Annotated in this window: 16 protein-coding genes; 8 read left to right on the plus strand and 8 right to left on the minus strand. The window is 38.7% G+C overall.

The genetic code is table 11. The features are described from left to right. Nucleotides 1-25 precede the first annotated feature (25 nt). Nucleotides 26-1288, plus strand: coding sequence for an OprD family outer membrane porin (locus tag ACLCEG_RS04865; RefSeq protein WP_410566286.1), 1263 nt, complete (start codon nt 26-28; stop codon nt 1286-1288). 103 nt (nt 1289-1391) lie between these two features. Here the strand turns inward: ACLCEG_RS04865 and ACLCEG_RS04870 are convergent, their stop codons facing one another. Then, nucleotides 1392-2498: a beta-ketoacyl-ACP synthase III gene (locus tag ACLCEG_RS04870; RefSeq protein ID WP_039250692.1), complete on the minus strand. Its 1107-nt coding sequence runs from the start codon at nt 2496-2498 to the stop codon at nt 1392-1394. Between the two features lie 95 nt (nt 2499-2593). Beyond that, a complete protein-coding gene (hrpA, locus tag ACLCEG_RS04875; RefSeq protein ID WP_410566289.1) occupies nt 2594-6451 on the minus strand; it encodes an ATP-dependent RNA helicase HrpA in 3858 nt (1285 codons plus the stop codon). Between the two features lie 352 nt (nt 6452-6803). Between hrpA and ahpC the strand changes: the two genes are divergently transcribed. Both ahpC and ACLCEG_RS04885 read left to right on the plus strand, forming a co-directional pair. Beyond that, on the plus strand, nt 6804-7367 hold the full coding sequence (gene ahpC / locus ACLCEG_RS04880) for an alkyl hydroperoxide reductase subunit C (RefSeq protein WP_003652649.1): 564 nt from the start codon (nt 6804-6806) through the stop codon (nt 7365-7367). 253 nt (nt 7368-7620) lie between these two features. Next, a complete protein-coding gene (locus tag ACLCEG_RS04885; protein WP_004702739.1) occupies nt 7621-7830 on the plus strand; it encodes a KTSC domain-containing protein in 210 nt (69 codons plus the stop codon). Nucleotides 7831-7880: 50 nt separating this feature from the next. Here the strand turns inward: ACLCEG_RS04885 and ACLCEG_RS04890 are convergent, their stop codons facing one another. Next, nucleotides 7881-9074 (minus strand): alkane 1-monooxygenase, encoded by a 1194-nt coding sequence (locus tag ACLCEG_RS04890; RefSeq protein ID WP_410566292.1) that lies wholly within the window; start codon nt 9072-9074, stop codon nt 7881-7883. Between the two features lie 120 nt (nt 9075-9194). Between ACLCEG_RS04890 and ACLCEG_RS04895 the strand changes: the two genes are divergently transcribed. Beyond that, nucleotides 9195-10229 carry a helix-turn-helix domain-containing protein gene (locus ACLCEG_RS04895; protein WP_077162578.1) on the plus strand — a complete coding sequence of 345 codons (1035 nt, stop codon included), beginning with the start codon at nt 9195-9197 and terminating at the stop codon, nt 10227-10229. On the opposite strand, the gene ACLCEG_RS04900 is transcribed toward ACLCEG_RS04895, so the two are convergent. Both ACLCEG_RS04900 and ACLCEG_RS04905 read right to left on the minus strand, forming a co-directional pair. Next, entirely contained in the window at nt 10221-10808 is a 588-nt protein-coding gene (locus ACLCEG_RS04900; RefSeq protein ID WP_004702745.1) for an O-methyltransferase, read from the minus strand. The two genes, ACLCEG_RS04895 and ACLCEG_RS04900, sit on opposite strands and share 9 nt — an antisense overlap. A gap of 45 nt (nt 10809-10853) precedes the next feature. Next, the gene (locus tag ACLCEG_RS04905) at nt 10854-11072 is read right to left on the minus strand and encodes a DUF1653 domain-containing protein (RefSeq protein ID WP_004702746.1); all 219 of its coding nucleotides are present in this window, start codon (nt 11070-11072) and stop codon (nt 10854-10856) included. Nucleotides 11073-11327: 255 nt separating this feature from the next. Between ACLCEG_RS04905 and ahpF the strand changes: the two genes are divergently transcribed. Beyond that, the gene (ahpF, locus tag ACLCEG_RS04910) at nt 11328-12893 is read left to right on the plus strand and encodes an alkyl hydroperoxide reductase subunit F (RefSeq protein WP_410566295.1); all 1566 of its coding nucleotides are present in this window, start codon (nt 11328-11330) and stop codon (nt 12891-12893) included. Nucleotides 12894-13065: 172 nt separating this feature from the next. Further along, nucleotides 13066-13410 (plus strand): hypothetical protein, encoded by a 345-nt coding sequence (locus ACLCEG_RS04915; RefSeq protein WP_004702748.1) that lies wholly within the window; start codon nt 13066-13068, stop codon nt 13408-13410. 62 nt (nt 13411-13472) lie between these two features. Here ACLCEG_RS04915 and ACLCEG_RS04920 read toward each other — a convergent pair whose 3' ends face one another. Beyond that, complete coding sequence (locus ACLCEG_RS04920; protein ID WP_019457444.1) at nt 13473-14084, minus strand: glutathione binding-like protein; 612 nt, start codon at nt 14082-14084, stop codon at nt 13473-13475. Between the two features lie 208 nt (nt 14085-14292). Continuing rightward, nucleotides 14293-16731 (minus strand): ExeM/NucH family extracellular endonuclease, encoded by a 2439-nt coding sequence (locus ACLCEG_RS04925; protein ID WP_410566298.1) that lies wholly within the window; start codon nt 16729-16731, stop codon nt 14293-14295. A 145-nt stretch (nt 16732-16876) separates the two neighbouring features. Here ACLCEG_RS04925 and trmB point away from each other — a divergent pair, with 145 nt between their 5' ends. Both trmB and ACLCEG_RS04935 read left to right on the plus strand, forming a co-directional pair. Then, complete coding sequence (trmB, locus tag ACLCEG_RS04930; RefSeq protein ID WP_077168203.1) at nt 16877-17593, plus strand: tRNA (guanosine(46)-N7)-methyltransferase TrmB; 717 nt, start codon at nt 16877-16879, stop codon at nt 17591-17593. Between the two features lie 170 nt (nt 17594-17763). Then, nucleotides 17764-18390 (plus strand): glutathione S-transferase family protein, encoded by a 627-nt coding sequence (locus ACLCEG_RS04935; protein ID WP_004702752.1) that lies wholly within the window; start codon nt 17764-17766, stop codon nt 18388-18390. Between the two features lie 14 nt (nt 18391-18404). Here ACLCEG_RS04935 and ACLCEG_RS04940 read toward each other — a convergent pair whose 3' ends face one another. Then, nucleotides 18405-19184 carry a Rossmann-like and DUF2520 domain-containing protein gene (locus ACLCEG_RS04940; RefSeq protein WP_410566301.1) on the minus strand — a complete coding sequence of 260 codons (780 nt, stop codon included), beginning with the start codon at nt 19182-19184 and terminating at the stop codon, nt 18405-18407. Nucleotides 19185-19246 lie beyond the last annotated feature (62 nt).

Genomic DNA, 19246 nt, shown 5'->3' on the forward strand with positions numbered 1-19246 from the left:
TGGCGCATCTTTTTGGAAATGGATTATGGAATTATTACACCGTTTTAGACCATGTAATTTAGCAATAGCTACATTATTAGGTTTATTGACTAGCTCAAGTTTATGGGCAGCAGATACAGCTCAACAAAGTGAAGATGAATGGAAGTTCACTTTAAAAAACGCCTATATCAACCGTAATTTTGATAATGATGCCTTAAAAGATACTGGCAGTTGGTCTCAGGCAGCATCATTATTTTATAAGTCGAAAATGCATGACACTCCACTGCAAATTGCAGACAAACCGATTACGATTGGGGCCGATGCTTCTGTTCAATACGCCGTGCGCTTAAGTTCAGATAAACATGTTGCAGACACAGTTTTGCCTTTTAATAAAGAAACTCAGTCACAAGCATCGGACTTCTTAAAATACGGCGCAACTTTAAAACTCGGTTATGACAAAACCCTTTTAAGTGTCGGTGAACTTTGGCTAGATTTACCTGTAACGGCTGTCGATGCCAGCCGACAATTACTTGCCTCTTATTGGGGAACCAATCTTAAGTCGCAACTTTCAGATCAGCTCTATGCCGAAATTGGCCGAGTGGAAAAAGTTTCACCACGCAATGAAGAAGACTTTAAAAAGTTTTCGTTCACGGCAAATGGAATGACTAAAGAATCTGATGGTTTAAATTACATTGACCTGCGCTATCAATTTACGCCGTCATTCAAGGGTGAATATTACTTTGGTAATTTAGAAGACCTCTACAACAAACACTATGTTGGACTTGAGCATAATTGGAAACAACCTAACTTTGCGCTTACTTCTAAGTTTAAGTACTTCAATGCAAAAAATGACGGCAATACTTTTGATATTGATGCGCAAAACATTGGAGTACTAGAAACACTTAAAGTAAAAAATCATACCTTTGGTTTGGGTTACCAGCAAATCATTGGCGAGTCAGCCTATCCCTTACCGGATGGCTTTTTACCAGAGACCTATTTCATTAACTGGAATGCCACGGGATTCTTTAAAAAAGAAGAAAAGTCTTACCACGTTATGTACGGCTATGACTTTAAAGATTACGTTCCGGGCTTAAACGCGATGGTGAAATATGTTTACGGAAATGATTTTAGAGCAACCAATGGTGAGAAAAATCATGAAACTGAGTCAAATGTCATTCTAAACTATGCATTTCAACAACCTTTCTTAAAAGGTCTTGCCCTGCAATACATTCGGATTGATTACAACGTTAAACACGGCAATGACTTTGGTGAAGACCGCTTGTTTGTAAACTATACCAAAAAGTTTTAATTATTTTTGATTCAAATGAAGCGGGCCACTTTTGGCTCGCTTCATTATTTTCGACCTAAAAAAAACGCTCTTACGAGCGTTTTTAATTAATCTAGTAACTTAATTAAGCAACGTGCTTTTGAACAACAATCGAACCTACTGAATAACCAGCACCGAAAGATGAAATCACGCCATATTCACCATCATTCACTTCGTGGCCTGTACGGTGTAAAGCAATAATCACACCTGCTGAAGAAGTATTCGCAAACTCATCCAGAATAATTGGGGCGCGGCTTAAATCTGCATCTTTACCAGCCACATATTTCAAGATTAGTTCATTCATATTGGCATTGGCTTGATGTAACCAGAAACGCTTAATATCGTTTGCAGTTAACTGCATTTTTTCCAACTGCGCATTAATGATTTTTGCCACTAACGGACAAACATCTTTAAATACTTTGCGGCCATCTTGACGGAATAACTTGTCGTCAACCACTGCATCTTCGCTACGGTTTAAGAAACCAAAGTTATTGCGAATGTTGTTTGAAAATTGAGTAAATAAATGAATATCTAAAATTTCAAAACCAGTCTTAGTAGTCGTTTCTTCAATAATAGAAGCCGTTGCAACATCACCAAAAATGAAGTGACAATCACGGTTACGGTAGTCTAGGTGACCAGAAGTAATCTCAACGTTCACTAATAAAACACGGCGAGCACCTGAACGAATTGCATCAGCCGCTTGTTTCAAACCAAAAGTCGCAGCTGAACATGCAACGTTCATGTCATAGGCATAACCTTGAATGCCAAGTGCTGACTGAATTTCAATCGCTACAGCTGGATAAGCACGCTGCATGTTTGAACATGCCAAAATTACAACATCGATATCTTCAGCAGTTACGCCTGCATTTTCCATTGCCTGCTTTGCAGCGATCACACCCCACTCTGCTTGAAGTGAAAGTTCATCATTTGAACGTTCAGACAAACGAGGACGTAAACGTGTTGGATCGAGAATACCTGATTTCTCAATCACGTAACGGCGCTTAATACCAGACGCTTTTTCAATAAATTCAGCACTAGAACCACGTAATTCTTCGAGTTCACCTGCTGCAATTTTCTCTGCATTCTCTTGGTTATATTGTTCCACATAAGCATTTAAACTGTCGGCCAGTTCTTCATTAGAAATGATTTCTGTTGGGTGAAATAACCCAGTACCTGTGATACGAATGCCCATGTAAAACTCCTAAAAAAATGAATAGGGTCTGTTAATCTTTCATTTATAAATTGCGTTGTAGGCTAAACAAACGCATAAACAAACCCCGATCTATCTTAACTGATTCCCAAACGATCCCATAACTTTTGCAGTCGAGTTGGCGAAATAGGCATCTTGGTTTTCATCGGTTGAGAAAATAAAGAAATGCGAAATTCTTCCAACATCAAATACAATTCTTTGATTCTTGGATCGTTTTTGAATTTAAATACCTTGTCCATCCATGGATCGACATCATCAATAGCGGCATGATCTCGCTGTAGATTATTTGGCAATCGATCTAAACGCAATAGCAGCGCTTTTAAATAACGCGGATATTCTTGCCAAAGATCTACTGGTTGGCAGTAAACAAAATTGCCAAGTGACATGAGATCTAACTGATCTTCAATATCATCAATACTACGTCCAAACACCCCTGCATCAAGCACTAAAAGCTGACGGCGAATTTGCTGCCATTGAATGTAAATATCACTTAATTGCTCAAGTGCTTGCTGACCATAACTCAAAAATTGCTTTTTGACCTGATCTAGCAGCTTATTAAATTCATCAGCATTAATTGGCAAAGTTGTAATTGCCATCTGCAACGTAGCATAGACCAGCATCTGCTCAAGCTTAGCTTTATCGCCTAAAGGCGAATAAGCAAGCGCAAGTGGTTTTGAAATCTGCTTTTTCAACTGACGAACCAAGTCACCCAGTTGCATATGTACTAGACGAATAATCCCTTCACGATGCTGCTTAATAGCTTCAGCCTGATCATTAAAAGTCTGTATAACCACACCAGACTCATCTTTCACTTCAATATCGGCAAAAGTTTTGGTCGGTACCAAAGCTTGATATTGTTTAACAACAACACCTGTCACCTTTTGCGAAGCTTCAAAGGTAAAGTTTTCAGGGAAAGTTTTAAATTCGCCTTTTTGCTGTTTCACTGGACGATGCGTTTCAACACGACAGCGTGCTTTTAACTCAGGTAAATCACGTCCTTTGGCAATTAATTTACCTTTTTCATCAATGACCTTAATAAAAGGCACCAAATATGGATCAATACGTTCAAACGAAAAATCTTTTTCAGTAATTTGCTCACCACGTAAAGCAAAAGCTAAATAACTAAAAATATGCTGACGCAAATGTACAGCATCGATACCCTGCATGAGTTTACGAGCTGTGTCAGGAATAGGCACTACACTACGACGTTTGTCTTTTGGTAAAGCTTTTAGTAGTGCTTCGATTAAATCTAAACGCCAACCCGGAATACCCCAAGACCAGATATTTTCATCAACTTGAGGAAGAGCTTGGACCGGAATTTGAACCGTTGCACCATCTTCATCATGGCTTGGGTCAAAACGATAAGTCGTTGCTAAACGTAGCTGCCCATTATGCAAATGATCTGGGAATTGCTGTGTTGTTGGACGGTCATTGAGCCAAAGTGCATCATCTTCTACAAATAAATAACGTGGATTTTTTGCTTCAACCGTTGCACGCCAGTCTTCAAAACTACTTCGACTTGCAATTTCTTCAGGAATTTTAGAGGCATAGAACTGATAAATCGTTTCTTCATCCACCACCAAATCACGACGACGCAATTTATCTTCAACGCGTTCAACTTCTTCAAGTTTAAGTAAATTGTGTTTTAAAAATGGCGGAACTGTACCTAAGTTACCTGTGGTTAATGCATCACGTAAGAAAATTTCATGAGCAGCAGGCTGGTCAACTTTCTCAAAATTAATTAAGCGCTTTGGTTCAATAATTAAACCAAACAGCGAAATTTGAGCATACGCATTTACAATCCCAGCTTTCTTAGACCAATGCGGCTCAAAATAGTGATATTTCAATAAGTCACGTGCAGCAAGCAAAATCCATTCAGGATCAATTTTGGCTAAAGTACGTAAATAAACCTGAGAGGTTTCCACCATCTCAAAAGCCATCACCCAAGCAGTATTGGTTTTGTGCAAAGTACTGGCAGGAAAGACTTTCGCCTTTTGCTGACGCACTGCCATAAAGATATTACGTTCATCAGTTTTATTGGCAATAAAAGACAATAAACCTGTCAGCAACGCACGGTGCAGGTTTTCATAGTTCGCAGGTTTTTCATTAAAACTCAGTTTTAAACCTTCAGCTAACTCAACCAATTGTTTATGTGTCTGTTTCCATTCGCGTAAACGTAACCAGCTTAAGAAGTGCTGCTTGGCAAACTGGCGACGTTTATTTTCAGACATGCCTGCTTCACCTTTAGGATTTAAAGTCTCCCAAAGTTTTAAATAAAACAGAAAATCTGAATCTGCTTCTTTGAATAGTGCATGCTTTTGGTCAGCCTGCATTTGTTTGTCGGCAGGGCGCTCACGTGGGTCTTGCACTGCAAGCGCACTGACAACCACTAAAATTTCTTTAAGTACCCCGAAATGAGCACCGCCCACAATCATGCGCGCGAGTCGTGGGTCAATTGGCATACGTGCCATCATTTGCCCGACTTTAGTCAGCTCATTTTTCTTCTCGTTAAGTGCTCCTAACTCGATGAGTAGTTTTCGACCGTCATTTACAAGGCGGAAATCTGGTGGCTCAATAAAATCGAAGTTTTCTAGCTCACCTAACCCTAAGCTTTGCATTTGCAAAATAACCGAAGCCAAGTTGGTTCGTTTAATTTCAGGTTCGGTAAATTCAGGGCGGCTTAAGAAGTCTTCTTCGCTATATAAACGAATACACACACCCGGAGCAATACGACCACAACGCCCTTTACGCTGATTGGCCGCAGCCTGCGAAATTGCTTCAATTGGTAAACGTTGTACGCGTGAACGGTAGTTATAACGCGATATACGTGCAAAACCACTGTCGATTACATAACGAATATTTGGAACCGTCAGTGCAGTTTCGGCCACGTTCGTGGCAATAATAATACGACGACCTTTTCCACCCGGACTAAAAATCTTTTGTTGTTCAGAAACAGCTAAGCGTGCATACAAGGGTAAAATTTCGGTGTGTCTTGGCCCGTACTTTTGTAAGGTTTCCTGCAACTCACGAATTTCTTGTTCTGTGCTTGAGAAAATCAGAATATCGGCATGTTCAGGATGGCCTTTTTCTTCGGCATCGGCAAAACATTCTTCTACAGCTTGTACCACTGCGCGAGGAAGGTTTTCTTCAAAATCATCGAACTCGTCATCATCACTACCCCCAATATTCATCTCTGAAATTGGGCGATAACGTACTTCAACTGGGTAGCTACGACCTTCTACTTCAAAAACTGGTGCATTATTAAAGTAGTTACTAAAACGATTTACGTCTAAAGTTGCCGAAGTCACAATCACTTTTAGATCTGGGCGCTTTGGCAGTAACTGCTTTAAATAACCCATAATAAAATCGATATTGAGTGAGCGTTCATGCGCTTCATCAATAATGATCGTGTCATATTTAGATAAAAAACGGTCATTACCTAACTCAGCAAGCAAAATACCGTCGGTCATTAACCGTACAATCGAATCTTGCGAGCCTTGTTCATTAAAGCGGATTTTAAAACCAATCGATTCGCCGAGCTTTTCGCCGACTTCTTCTGCAATACGCTGAGAAACACTACGTGCAGCTAAACGACGTGGCTGGGTATGACCAATCATGCCCGTTAAACCACGTCCCGCTAACATGGCAATTTGAGGAAGCTGAGTAGTTTTACCTGAGCCTGTCTCACCTGCCACAATAATAACTTGATGCTTTTGAATCGCTTCAATTAAACGGTCTGCATATTGAGAAACAGGTAAATCCTGATTCAGTTTAATTTTAGGTAGACGTTCAAAACGCTGTCTAACTTTTGCATTAGACTGTTCAAATAATTTTTCAATCTCTGAAGTATCGGCTTTTTTATCTTTACGCAAACGATTTAAACGGTAACGATCTCTCGCCATCACCCATTGATCTATATTTAAACCATTCAGCACAGATAAATTTTCCTGAAAATTCAACAATCCGCTATTTTACGCTGTAATGCTCTTCAGGTAAAACAGTTGGTTTTTTATATATTTTTAATTTTTTAAAATTTTACCCTTGAATTTTGTCTCGCTAGACTTCATGTTGTTATGCAAGTTTCTTTTACGATAACTGTCATTTGATTTACATGTTTTTGCAGTCAAATCGAATACAGTGTTTGGGGACTTAAAAATCGTAAATTTATCACTTATTCAATTTTCCGATTTTAGTCATGTAAAAATACTATTTCCCCAATAAAGAATTTTTATTTATTCTACATCTCGTAAACAAGTTTAAATATAAACCTCAATCATGGAGACAATGATGAGCTTGATTAATACTGAAGTTAAACCTTTCCAAGCAACTGCTTACCACAACGGCCAATTTGTTGAAGTTAACGAAACTAACCTTAAAGGTAAATGGTCTGTTGTATTCTTCTACCCAGCTGACTTCACTTTCGTTTGTCCAACTGAACTTGGTGACTTAGCTGACAACTACGCTGAATTCCAAAAACTTGGTGTTGAAATTTACGCTGTATCTACTGATACACACTTCACTCACAAAGCTTGGCACGACACTTCTGAAGAAATCAAAAAAATCCAATACCCATTAGTTGGTGACCCAACTTGGACTCTTTCTAAAAACTTCGACGTTCTTATCGAATCTGAAGGTTTAGCTGACCGTGGTACTTTCGTTATCGATCCAGAAGGTAAAATCCAAATCGTTGAACTTAACGCTGGTGGTATCGGCCGTGACGCGTCTGAACTTCTTCGTAAAGTAAAAGCTGCTCAATACGTACACGCTCACCCAGGTGAAGTTTGCCCAGCTAAATGGAAAGAAGGCGAAGCTACTCTTGCTCCATCTATCGACTTAGTTGGTAAAATCTAATTTTTTAGATTAGACCAATACGTCTAAAAACCACCCTTTTTAGGGTGGTTTTTTTATTGATTATTTTTATAAATCTAAGTCTTATTATCTACCAAAATTTCATAGCTAATTTTTTACAATTCTTATACTTATAAATTTATAGCAACATTCATTTATGAATTGTCAGCCTGCTTAACTTAGAGTACTGTCGAATTATGAAACAAAAGAGTTTTGTATATGTATTAAAAGATCAAACAAAAGTAGGAGTAGTTATATGGAAAAATCTGTTGTTGTAACCTCTTGGAAATATGATGTTTCTTCACGCTATTTAAAAATTTTCTATAGCAATGGCTCAGGTGAGCTTTATCATCCCGTTCCAGAGTTTATCTACAATAATTTGTTACGCACCACGGATAAAACTGCATTTGTTCATAAATATCTTGAGTTTGATCTGCATTTTAACAGGCTCTGTATTTCTGCTTAATTATAAAAAATCAGCCCGCTTGGGCTGATCTGTTTTATATCTTTCGACTATTAAGCCGCGTTATTTTGCTTAATATATTTCTCTAGCATTTTTTCTTTCACATCAACATGCATATTGATTTTACTGAGGTCGCCCTTATAGTGCTCGACAACGCGTTCATCCATAATTTTTGACCACCAAGATGGAATAAACGCAGGCAAAATCATTGCACCATAACCTGCTGGCAATTGCGGCGCATCTTCAAAATGCCGCAAGGTCTGAAAGCTGCGAGTTGGATTGGCATGATGATCTGAATGCCGTTGTAATTGATACAAGAACAGATTGGTCACCACATTATTATTATTCCAGCTGTGCTCTGGCAAAGTACGTTCATATTGGCCATTTTCTTTCTTTGCACGCTTTAAACCATAATGTTCAATGTAATTCACCGATTCAAACAAAGTTATTGCATATGCAGCTTGAGTAACTTGAAACGGAATCGAACGGGCACCAAATTTCGCAAACATGGCTGCATGGTACACAGCCGACATTGCCCAGCCATGAATCAGTTCATTTTCCTTACAGAAGAAAGGCAATTTCTTACGCTCTAAGCGATTCTTCTCAATTTCAATCGCCGATTTAAAACTCCCAACTACAGTCCGCGGTAAGAATTTCCAAAAGGTTTCGCCAAATTGTGAAGATGCTGGGTCCTCAGGTGTCGCAACACGGCGGTGATGTCCATAAGGGTGTTCAATTCGGAAATGGTTATACCCCGAAGGTGCTAACGCCAAATGAGATAAATAATGTTCAAGTCGACCACTCTTATGACTAAGTTCATGTGCAGTATTAATCGCAATCCCATTGACCATTCCTACTAAAGTTCCAAGTAAAACCTGATCAGCTATAGGTGTATTTTTACGAGTTGCCAAATATGCTCCATAGATATTGGTTGCATATTGCAAAGGAATAAAAAGTTTAACAATGCGTGCGTAATACGGATCTGCTTCTAAATCATCGATTGCATCTAATGGTGGATTTTCCTTGTCTTCACCAATCAGTTTATCCAATGCTGGAATAACACCATGAATAAATAATGGCCCAAATGAAGCGAAGAACTTTTTAGTTTTTTTAGGACCAAATTGGTAACCTGCTAGCCCACCCATTGCAATGGTCGGTACAGCTAAACCCAATAGCCATAAATGGCGTTTTTTATCCTTAAATTTTGTTGTCGCTTGCTCGACATCCAGTTGAGTATGCATATTCATTAGAGACTCCAATCAAACACAAAATGTTTTGCTTGAATTGATTGTGCTCGCTCATAGCCCCTCTATATTATCATTTTAAGACTTGCTATTATCATTTTAAGACTTTGCTGAATTTTTCTTGTGCAGAAGCAACAGATTCCTGTTATCCCATCACGTTATTATTTACGGCTGATTGAAATTTTAATCGGCACGCATCAATACGATAATGATTTACTGAGAGCATTCCAACAAGAACTGGCAAAAACAGAATTATTATCGATTCAACAAATCGAACAATTCATTGAGATGGGTTTGAGTTTGCCCAACACTCAAGAATTAGCCTTTGAACTGGGTAAAAATATTAAACTCAGCTCACATAGTCTGGTCGGCTATGCGCTAATGACTAGTCCTAATTTGGAACATGCACTTAGGCTGATTGCACAATATTTTAGACTGATTATGCCGAGTTTTAAGCTCAGCATCGGGTTTCCAACCAATCAGCAAAAGGTTGAATTATTATTTGAACCGATTTTGCAGATGAATAAGCAGTGTTTGGCTTTTCATATTGAAGCGATTGCCGTGGCGTTTTACTACAGCTTGTTAGAGTTGGCAGGCCAGCAATTACAACGCTACCAAGTGTATTTGAGTATTCCTGAGCCGAGCTATCAAGAACGTTACATATCTTTAGTGAAGGCCAATTTCCACTTTAACTATACATGGCTTTCAGGTATACGCGTGGTGATTGATGAGCAACAACTAGCACTACCCTTGCCTCTAGCTGACGCACATAGTTTAAAAATAGTTGAGCAACGCTGTCAGGAACAAATCCAGAAGATCTACCATCAAGGCGAAATTGTTGAATGGGTCAGCATGATGTTGCGACAAGCCAATCAAGTTCCAACCCTAATGGAATGTGCCAAAGTATTAAATATTTCGACCAAAACCTTGCAACGTTATTTACAGCAGCAAGGTGTTGAATTCCATGCTTTAAAGCAACAAATCAGCACTGAGCGTGCCATTGATTTATTAGAGAATTCTAGCTTTACCATTACCCATATTGCCTATGAACTGGGCTATTCTAATCCTGCCAATTTCACTCGTGCATTTAATAGAGTACACGGCTGTAGTCCACAAGCTTATCGACAAGAATATCTCAAGAAAGTAAATCTACTTTAGAACCACTAAACATAAACCAGCGCCTATAGGTAAAATACTACTCATGAAATCTGCATTCTGTTTAATCAAAGATAAAAATGGACTTACCTCAGCTGCATGTGAAATAACCTTATCAATAATAAGAACACCACCTTTGGGCTTCATCAGACGCTTTAAATCTGGCCAATAACTTTCATATGCATCACGTTCAGCGTCTAACAAAATAAAATCGAAAGTTTCCTGAGCTTCATTTAAATAATCTGCGGCATCCCCTATCCAAAAATCAACCACTTCATTTAATGCCAGTTCAGTAACATGGCGTTTCGCTTCATTACTACGATTGGCATCAATTTCAAGCGTGATTACTTTCCCGTGTGTCGATTGTGCAGCCTCAGCAAGCCATAAAGTAGAATAACCCGTTGAAGTACCAATTTCTAAAATTGATTTGGCCTGCTGCATTCGAATCAATTGCGATAGAAGTTTTGCAGACTCAGCCTCTATATTTCGATAACGCAGCAAGCGATCTGACTGCTGGGCATCATGCCGTTTAAAGGTGTCATATAAATCTGCAACTCTTTGTAAGAAAAAAGTATTTGGCATATTTTCACCCTTTAAAATTGTTATTTTATATGACAGCCGTTTAAATTAAGTGCTTTGAATTAACTTGAACCGCGGCACGATACTTCCATCAGCCATTTGAACCGTTTCAGTAAACATATCTAGCGGACGTACCCATGTTGAATAGTCACCATAAAGACACTGATAAACAACTAACTCTTCTTCAGTCTCGCTGTGTTTTGCCACAGAAAAAACTTGATAGAGATTACCTTTATAATGCTGATAAATGCCGCGTTGCAATGACATGAAAGTACCTTTTAATGTTATGACATAAAATCTTTACAGCCATATAACATATATAAATTTTTAAATACTTTCACTTTAAAAGATAAAAATGAGTAATAAAGAGCATTTATAGATAAATTATTGAACTTATTTATGAATACACTCAATAATTCAAAAAACCGATTAAATCTATAAAAACATACTGTTTCACCTATTTTGTGTTTTAACGTACTATGCATCTATTGAAAGAATTTGGATGCATTGGAGTAAAAACAGATGTTAGATCAAAATATTAAAACTCAATTAAAAGCTTACTTAGAACGTTTAGAAAGTCCAATCGAATTAGTAGCTGCTTTAGATGAATCAGATAAAGCTGCTCAAATTAAAGAACTTGTGACAGAAATCGCTGAGCTTTCTGACAAGGTGACTGCCCGTTTTGATGGCAACAATACACGTCGCCCAAGCTTTGGTGTAGCTAAAGCAGGTGAACAGCCACGTGTGTTCTTTGCTGGCTTACCGATGGGCCATGAGTTTACGTCTTTGATCTTGGCGCTGTTACAAGTCTCTGGTTATGCACCTAAAGTGTCGGATGAAGTGCTCAACCAAATTAAAGGCCTAAACCTCAAAGCCAACTTTGATGTGTTTGTATCCTTAAGCTGTCATAACTGTCCAGACGTGGTACAGGCACTTAACCTGATTGCCATTTATAACCCGAACACCACAGCAACCATGATTGACGGTTCATTCTTCCAAGACGAAGTGGAACAACGCAAAATCATGGCTGTACCAATGGTATTTCAGGACAACGAACACATTGGTCAAGGTCGTATGACCCTTGAAGAGATTGTGGCAAAACTTGACACCAACTCAGCTGAAAAAGATGCAGCAGCACTGAATGCCAAAGATGCCTTTGATGTATTGGTGATTGGTGGTGGTCCTGCGGGTGCAACAGCTGCAATTTATGCAGCACGTAAAGGTATTAACACAGGTATCGTAGCTGAACGCTTTGGTGGTCAGGTCATGGATACCATGGACATTGAAAACTTCACGTCTGTGCAAAAGACTCAAGGTCCTAAGTTTGCTGCCGAGATGGAAGCACATGTTCGTGAATATGATGTCGATATCATGAACCTGCAACGTGTCAGCAAAATCACAGGGGCCAACCAAACTGAAAATGGTCTGGTTGCAGTTGAACTTGAAAACGGTGCCAAACTTGAATCGAAAACTGTCATCCTTTCAACAGGAGCGCGTTGGAGAGAAATGAATGTACCGGGTGAAGCTGAATACCGTACCCGTGGTGTCGCATACTGCCCACACTGTGATGGTCCATTGTTCAAAGGCAAACGTGTCGCAGTGATTGGTGGTGGTAACTCAGGTGTTGAAGCTGCAATTGACCTTGCAGGGATTGTTGAACATGTAACTTTGGTTGAGTTCGATACAAAACTTCGTGCTGACCAAGTCTTACAAAACAAACTGCATAGCTTGCCGAACACCACTGTAATTATGAATGCCTTAAGTACAGAAGTGTTAGGTGATGGCTCACAAGTAACTGGTCTTAAATATAAAGACCGTGCGACGGATGAAGAGCATGAGGTAGAGCTTGCAGGGATCTTTGTACAGATTGGTTTATTACCAAACACTGACTTCTTAAAAGACAGTGAGGTTGAGTTAACCAACCGTGGTGAGATTATTGTGAATGACCGCAACGAAACCAATGTACAAGGTGTATTTGCTGCGGGTGACTGTACCACTGTGCCTTACAAGCAAATCATTATTGCTACAGGTGAAGGCGCTAAAGCATCGCTCTCTGCGTTTGATTACATCATTCGTTCTGGACAGTAAAAACTGGTTAGCCCCCTCTTATTAAGCGAAAGCCTAGCATTGCAAAATGCTAGGCTTTTTTAATATTGAAGTTACAACTTTTTAACAATTTTCGATCTTTATTAATCATTTACTTTATGTTTATATTTTAGACATCCATATTTGGATGCCATGAATTAGAAGGAAAAACACAATGAATAAATTACTTGTTGCTTTAGGTCTTGCTGCGACCGTAGCCCTAGTTGGTTGTAATAAAGATAAAGCTCCAGAAACTGGTGCGACTACAGGTGAACATTTAGAAAATGCAGCTAAACAAGCAACCGCTGATATTAAATCTGCTGGTGATAAAGCTGCGAGCGATATTGCAACTGCTACAGACAATGCTACAGCTAAAATTGATGCTGCTGCTGACCACGCTGCCGATAAAACTGCAAATGCTGCTGCTCAAACTGAAGCGACTGCGCGTAAAGCAACTGCTGATACAGCCAAAGCTGTTGAACATGCTGCTGCTGACGTTAAAGAGAAAGCTCAAAACTAACAATCTCTAATATTAAAAAAGCCCCTATTGATTAGGGGCTTTTTTAATACACTTAAAATCGCTTATGAAATTAAACCTTCATCACGCATTGCAATTTGTACAGATTGACGCTCAGCTACTTTATTACGTAATGCAATAATATTTTTATAAGGTGTTAAATCATGCTCAATAGAGTTTGACCAATTCGTTAAAACAAATAAATAAGCATCAGCTGGCCCAAAATTATCATTTACTAAATAGTCATAGTCCGATTCAGATAAATAACTATCGATATATTTTAAAAGACGGTCGATTTCAGCATAAGCTTTCGTCTTTTCATCATTTGTTAACTGCGCCCCAAAAAATACTGCATAAGCATCATGTAATTCAGAGTTCAAATAACCTAACCATTCCAATACTTTCGCACGGCCTAAGCCTGAAGGAGGAATTAAATCCTGTTTGGGGTCATGTTGCGCAAGGAATGGTAAAATCGCCACGTTTTCAGTCAAAATTAAACCCGGGTTAATTTCTAAAGCTGGTACATAGCCCTTCGGATTAATTTCGTAATAATCTGCGCCTTTTTCTGTTTTATGTGTTTTTAAATTTACTTTTTCTAAATCAAAATCAACATTAATTTCATTTAAAATAATATGTGCAGCTAAAGAACATGCGCCTGGCGAATAATATAATTTCATATCTGATCCTTCTTATCTCACATTAACGTTTTAAATTGCTTCTAAAAAACCTGCAAGGTTTGTACAATTCCTTAATTGTAAAAAAGCGTAAATTTATAAATTAGTTACACTATCTAATATTCTTGAAAAAGTTTGACCTTGCAAGTTGTCTTGCGTGACGATTGTTTAAAATATGATAAAACACATTCACATCACGCATTTTTTACCGTTAATTACGCTTAAAAAGTTGGCTAATCCATTCCACTAATTGGTTTAAGAAATCCAATATAGGATTTTTGTTGCCATTATCAGGATGACTTGAGTCTTTACCATTTAAATCTAGATCGACAATGACAGGATCATGGTCCGAAGAACGATAGGCATCTTCACCATAAAATAGCGCCTTTTGTTCATCGGTTTTATATTCTTCGTTGTAGTCTAGAACTGTTGGCTCATCTGCATTGATATGCCAAGCAAAGGTACGAACTACTTTTGGATATAAATCTGCGTCGGCAATTGCATGGTCTAAGTTACCCGCTCCACCATTGCCATTTGCATCACTTGCCACACCAAAAACATAGCTATATGCCTGAGTACCTTGCCCAATCTTAGCGTCATTGAGTAAAACCTTATAGTTGGCTTTTTCAAAAGCTAAAATTGGTGCTTCTTTTGCGTAGCTGTTCATATCCCCTACCAGCAAAGCATTTTGCTTAGGAACTTGAGTTGGATTTTTCGCGAGCCACTGCACGATTTGATCAACTGCTTTCACACGGGTTGGGTTCCAACATCCTTGACCATCATTTTGATCAGCGTCAGTAGAGTTCGCGTCTACTCCAGTACAACCTTTTGACTTTAAATGGTTTGGAATAACAGTAAATGTCTTATTGCCACGAACAGCTTGGAAAGTTTGTGCTAAGGTCGTTCGGTTTTTATCACCTAAGTCCAGCACAACAGGTTTGTTTAAAGGTTTAACACGCTTACTGTTATAAATAATCGCAACAGCAATAACATCACCACCTAAACGATCCAAGTTTTCAGGAACCACATATTTCCAGTCTGGACCTAATGCACTTGTTAAATGAGCAATTGCGCTGTTTGGACCATAACCATTGTTGGCAATTTCCATTAAACCGTATACGTCAGCATCAATCGCTTTTAATGCACTTACAATTTTACGATGCTGTTTATCAAACTCTGCTTGTGTGTTTGCACCACGCTCTGTTGGGAAGCCAGTTGCACCATTGTCATAGTTCAAAACGTTAAATGAAGCTACACGAATGTGATTAGCATTTTTTGTAAGGACACTTTGACGCGGGTTTGTTTGAGTAACAACTTCTGGTTGTGTCCGTCCAAGTACTGGCTGTACGCGCCAGCCATTAAAACGATACTCTAAAATCCCTTCAACGTTTTTAAGCTGATAACCTGAACGTAATGTATTGGCAGCACTAAAATTTGTTGGTAACCACGGAGTACGATTTTGGTTGTTATATCCATCATCAAAAATAATTTTCGATAATAAATTTTTCTGAGCTAAAGCTTTCGCTTCTGGCGACAAGGCAGGATATAAATTGGTTGGAATATATAAGCGGCCTAAGCTCAGCGATAGTTCACCATAACGGCCATAGTTATAGTTTTCACTTACCGTCAAAGCTTGAGGTAATTTGACCAACATCCCTTGATAACGCTGCGGAGAATTTGTTGAACCGCCTGCTAAGCTAGTAAATGGTAACTCCAAGCTAATTGGCTGAACTTGATTTGCCATATTGCTATTACAGCTTTGAATATCTTGCTGTAATTGGTCTATTTGTAGCTGGTTTTGATAACTTGTTAAACGGCCTCGTAAAATAACTTCATCACCAACTTGGCCACCTTTTACCGTGCTGCTATTTGGAATATAAACAAAAATGGCATTACTTACATTTGCACGTGCTTTGGTGTCAGGTGTTTGAACATAAAAGCCTGAAAAACCATTCGCATAGCGATAGTCAGCAGTAATTACGCCACGTACTGTATAAGTCTGGTTTTGTGTTGAAGATGCTAAATCGGCAATTGGTGTATCTGAGCTTGAACAACTGACCGTTTGCACTGGCGGCTGAGTCGTAGAACCCGATAGATTTGAAAAATCATTTCGGTTTGCCCATGCTGTCCACGAGTGGTCCAAATCAAATACTGCGGTTGGATCGATACTTAAAGCTGGATTTTCAGTTTCAATACGTTTAAAACTATTTCCTAAACTTGAAACGGCTGTTCCCCAACCTGCCTCTGGTCGTTCACCAATACGCCCAAAACGATCGACAGGTGTGCCTTTATAAACGAGTACAACTGCATCATCACCATTAAAAGACAAGGCAGCTACTTGATTTACTTTACTACCAAGTTCAGTTTGTAGCTCCGAGCGGCCCACTAAAAACTTCTGCTTACTCGCAAGTGTACCCTGTAAACGGAAAGTCACCGTTTTTGCAGTACCACCATTATTAAACTGTTGAATCTCATAATCGGCTAAGTTAACTGTAGTACCATCCGGGTTATAAATCTCTAACCCTTTTTTATTGCTACTACCATCAACATACTGGCTAAACATGAGCTGTGCCTGAGCAACAGAACTATATGAAAATGCACCAAATGCACTTAAAAAAACTGAAAGTGTTCTTAATTGAAAAGTTTTCATGATTAAAAATGTTCATGTGAGTTTTAATTAGTCTCTTAGATTAAATATTGATCATGACATCTACATGAAGAAAAACACCGAAATATTTGACTTGACCACCTGAAGACTTAAAATACCGCATTTGAATTTCAATATTGCCAAGGTTATGTCGATCGATCAGTTAGAAACGCAAATTGCAGAATTAGACAATTTGCCTGAACACCGTGAAATTGTGACGTTTATGCGTCGTTCAGCACCACTTAATACGTCTCAACGCACGGCATTAGAACAACATCGCGATTTAATTTTGGAATATCCTGTTGGTGACTTACGTCAACACTTTGAACATCCAGAACGTCCTTTAACTGTTGAGATCGGTTTTGGTATGGGACGTTCGCTAGTGCTTATGGCTAAAGCAAACCCAGAACGCAACTATGTGGGCATTGAAGTCCATGTACCTGGTATTGCTCAATGTCTATATGAAGCAGGTATAGCGGAACTTAAAAACTTACGTGTACTCGATGCAGACGCGATTCAAGTTTTACGTGAAATGCCAGACAACAGTATTAACTGTGTACAACTTTACTTCCCAGACCCTTGGCAAAAGAAACGTCATTTCAAACGCCGTTTTGTTATTCATGAGCGTATGCAACTGGTTGAACAGAAACTTGAGCTTGGTGGTACATTCCATGCAGCAACAGACTGGGAACCATATGCAGAATGGATGCTTGATATTTTAGATAACCGCCCAGATCTTGAAAATTTGGCAGGTAAAGGCAACAGTTACCCTCGACCAGAGTGGCGTCCAGTGACTAAGTTTGAACGCCGTGGTATTGAGTCAGGTCATAAAATTAATGACTTTATCTTTAAAAAGATTAAGTAAACAACAAAAGGCTTAGTTCTTTACTAAGCCTTTTATCTTTTAATATTAAAAAATTTATTAGCACTTACTTATTCTATTTTTTCTTTCGAATTAATGTTTGCCAATCGCACTAAATCTAGCTATTTATAGAAACTGGTATTAGCCACACTAAAAAACACTAAGGACAACCCATGTTAAAAATTTTAGGGCGTGATAACTCCATTAATGTTCGCAAAGTCTTATGGTTATGTGAAGAATTAAATCTTGAATATGAGAGAGAAGACTGGGGTCGAGGCTTTCGCTCTGCTCAATCACCTGAATATTTACAATTAAACCCAAATGGTCAAATTCCTGTTGTTTTAGATGGCGATTTAGTCCTTTGGCAGTCCAACAGTATTATACGTTATCTCGCCAATGCTTATGATAAAGAGCATAAGCTTTACCCTACTCAAGCGAAAGAAAGATTCTTTGTTGACCAGTGGCTTGATTGGCAAGCGATCGAGCTAAATAATAGTTGGACTTATACGATTATGTCTTTGCTTAGACATTCACCAAATCATCAAGATCCAGATTTATTAAAAAAAGGTATTGATAATTGGAATCACCATATGCAGATTCTTGACCAACAGCTTGCAAAAACTCAAGCCTATGTTGCAGGAACTGAGTTCACTCTAGCGGATATTCCAATTGGTCTATCTGTACAGCGCTGGAAGGCCACCCCTTTTGACCATCCAACACTTAAGCATGTCGACCAATATTTTGAACTATTAAATCAGCGTGCTGGCTTCTTAAAATGGGGCAATAACGGCGAACCTTAATTTTAGAATCACTTTTAGTCCGAGTGATGGCGCTTCACGATGCCATCACTTAAAAGTTGATAGACCTGTTTTAAGTCATCCCTATTTGCTTGAGTTAATAGACTCTCATGCATTGCCAAGATATTCTGATCCCCCCTTACCGCAGGCCCAGTTTGCATTTGTTTCGGATCGTTTTCAGTGGCTTTTTTTGCTGTTTCCACTATTAATGGGTAGAGCAAGCTAAAGTCGACTTGTTCTGCATCCACAATCTGTTTAGCCATATCAAAACAGTAATTAGTAAAATTACAAGCAAATACAGCTGCCAAATGTAATGTTAAACGCTGCTTTGAGGTGTATTGATATACTCGATTACTTAGGCTATTTGCCAAATCAGAGAGCATGGCTAAATCGGCTTTATTGGTCGCCTCTACAAATAATGGTGTGGCTTGCCAATCAACGTCTCTTTCCAGACTGAATGTTTGTAAAGGATAAAACACCCCTGCTTTTTCATGAATATTACTGATAACTTCAATATTGGTACTCCCCGATGTATGAACCATAAGCGTTTCTGGGAATATCTCATGTACCTGCATTACAAGTTCAGCAATAGCGCTGTCTGAAACTGCCAAAATAATTAAATCACTTGCTTGAAACTCTTGAAGAGACTGACATGCTTTTGCTTGAATTTTTTCTGCAAACTTCTGGGTTTTCTCAAAATCACGCGCATAGACTTGGGTAATGTGATGCCCCTTAGCCAAAAATGCCTTTGCCAAATGAAAAGAAACACGCCCACTTCCTAACAAACTGATTTTCATGTCAACCCAACAATATTGATCTCTATAAAAAAGCTTCTCAAAATGAGAAGCTTTTTTCAAAT

Origin of the sequence: Acinetobacter sp. H1(2024), assembly GCF_046557555.1 — a bacterium.
Lineage (GTDB): Bacteria > Pseudomonadota > Gammaproteobacteria > Pseudomonadales > Moraxellaceae > Acinetobacter > Acinetobacter seifertii.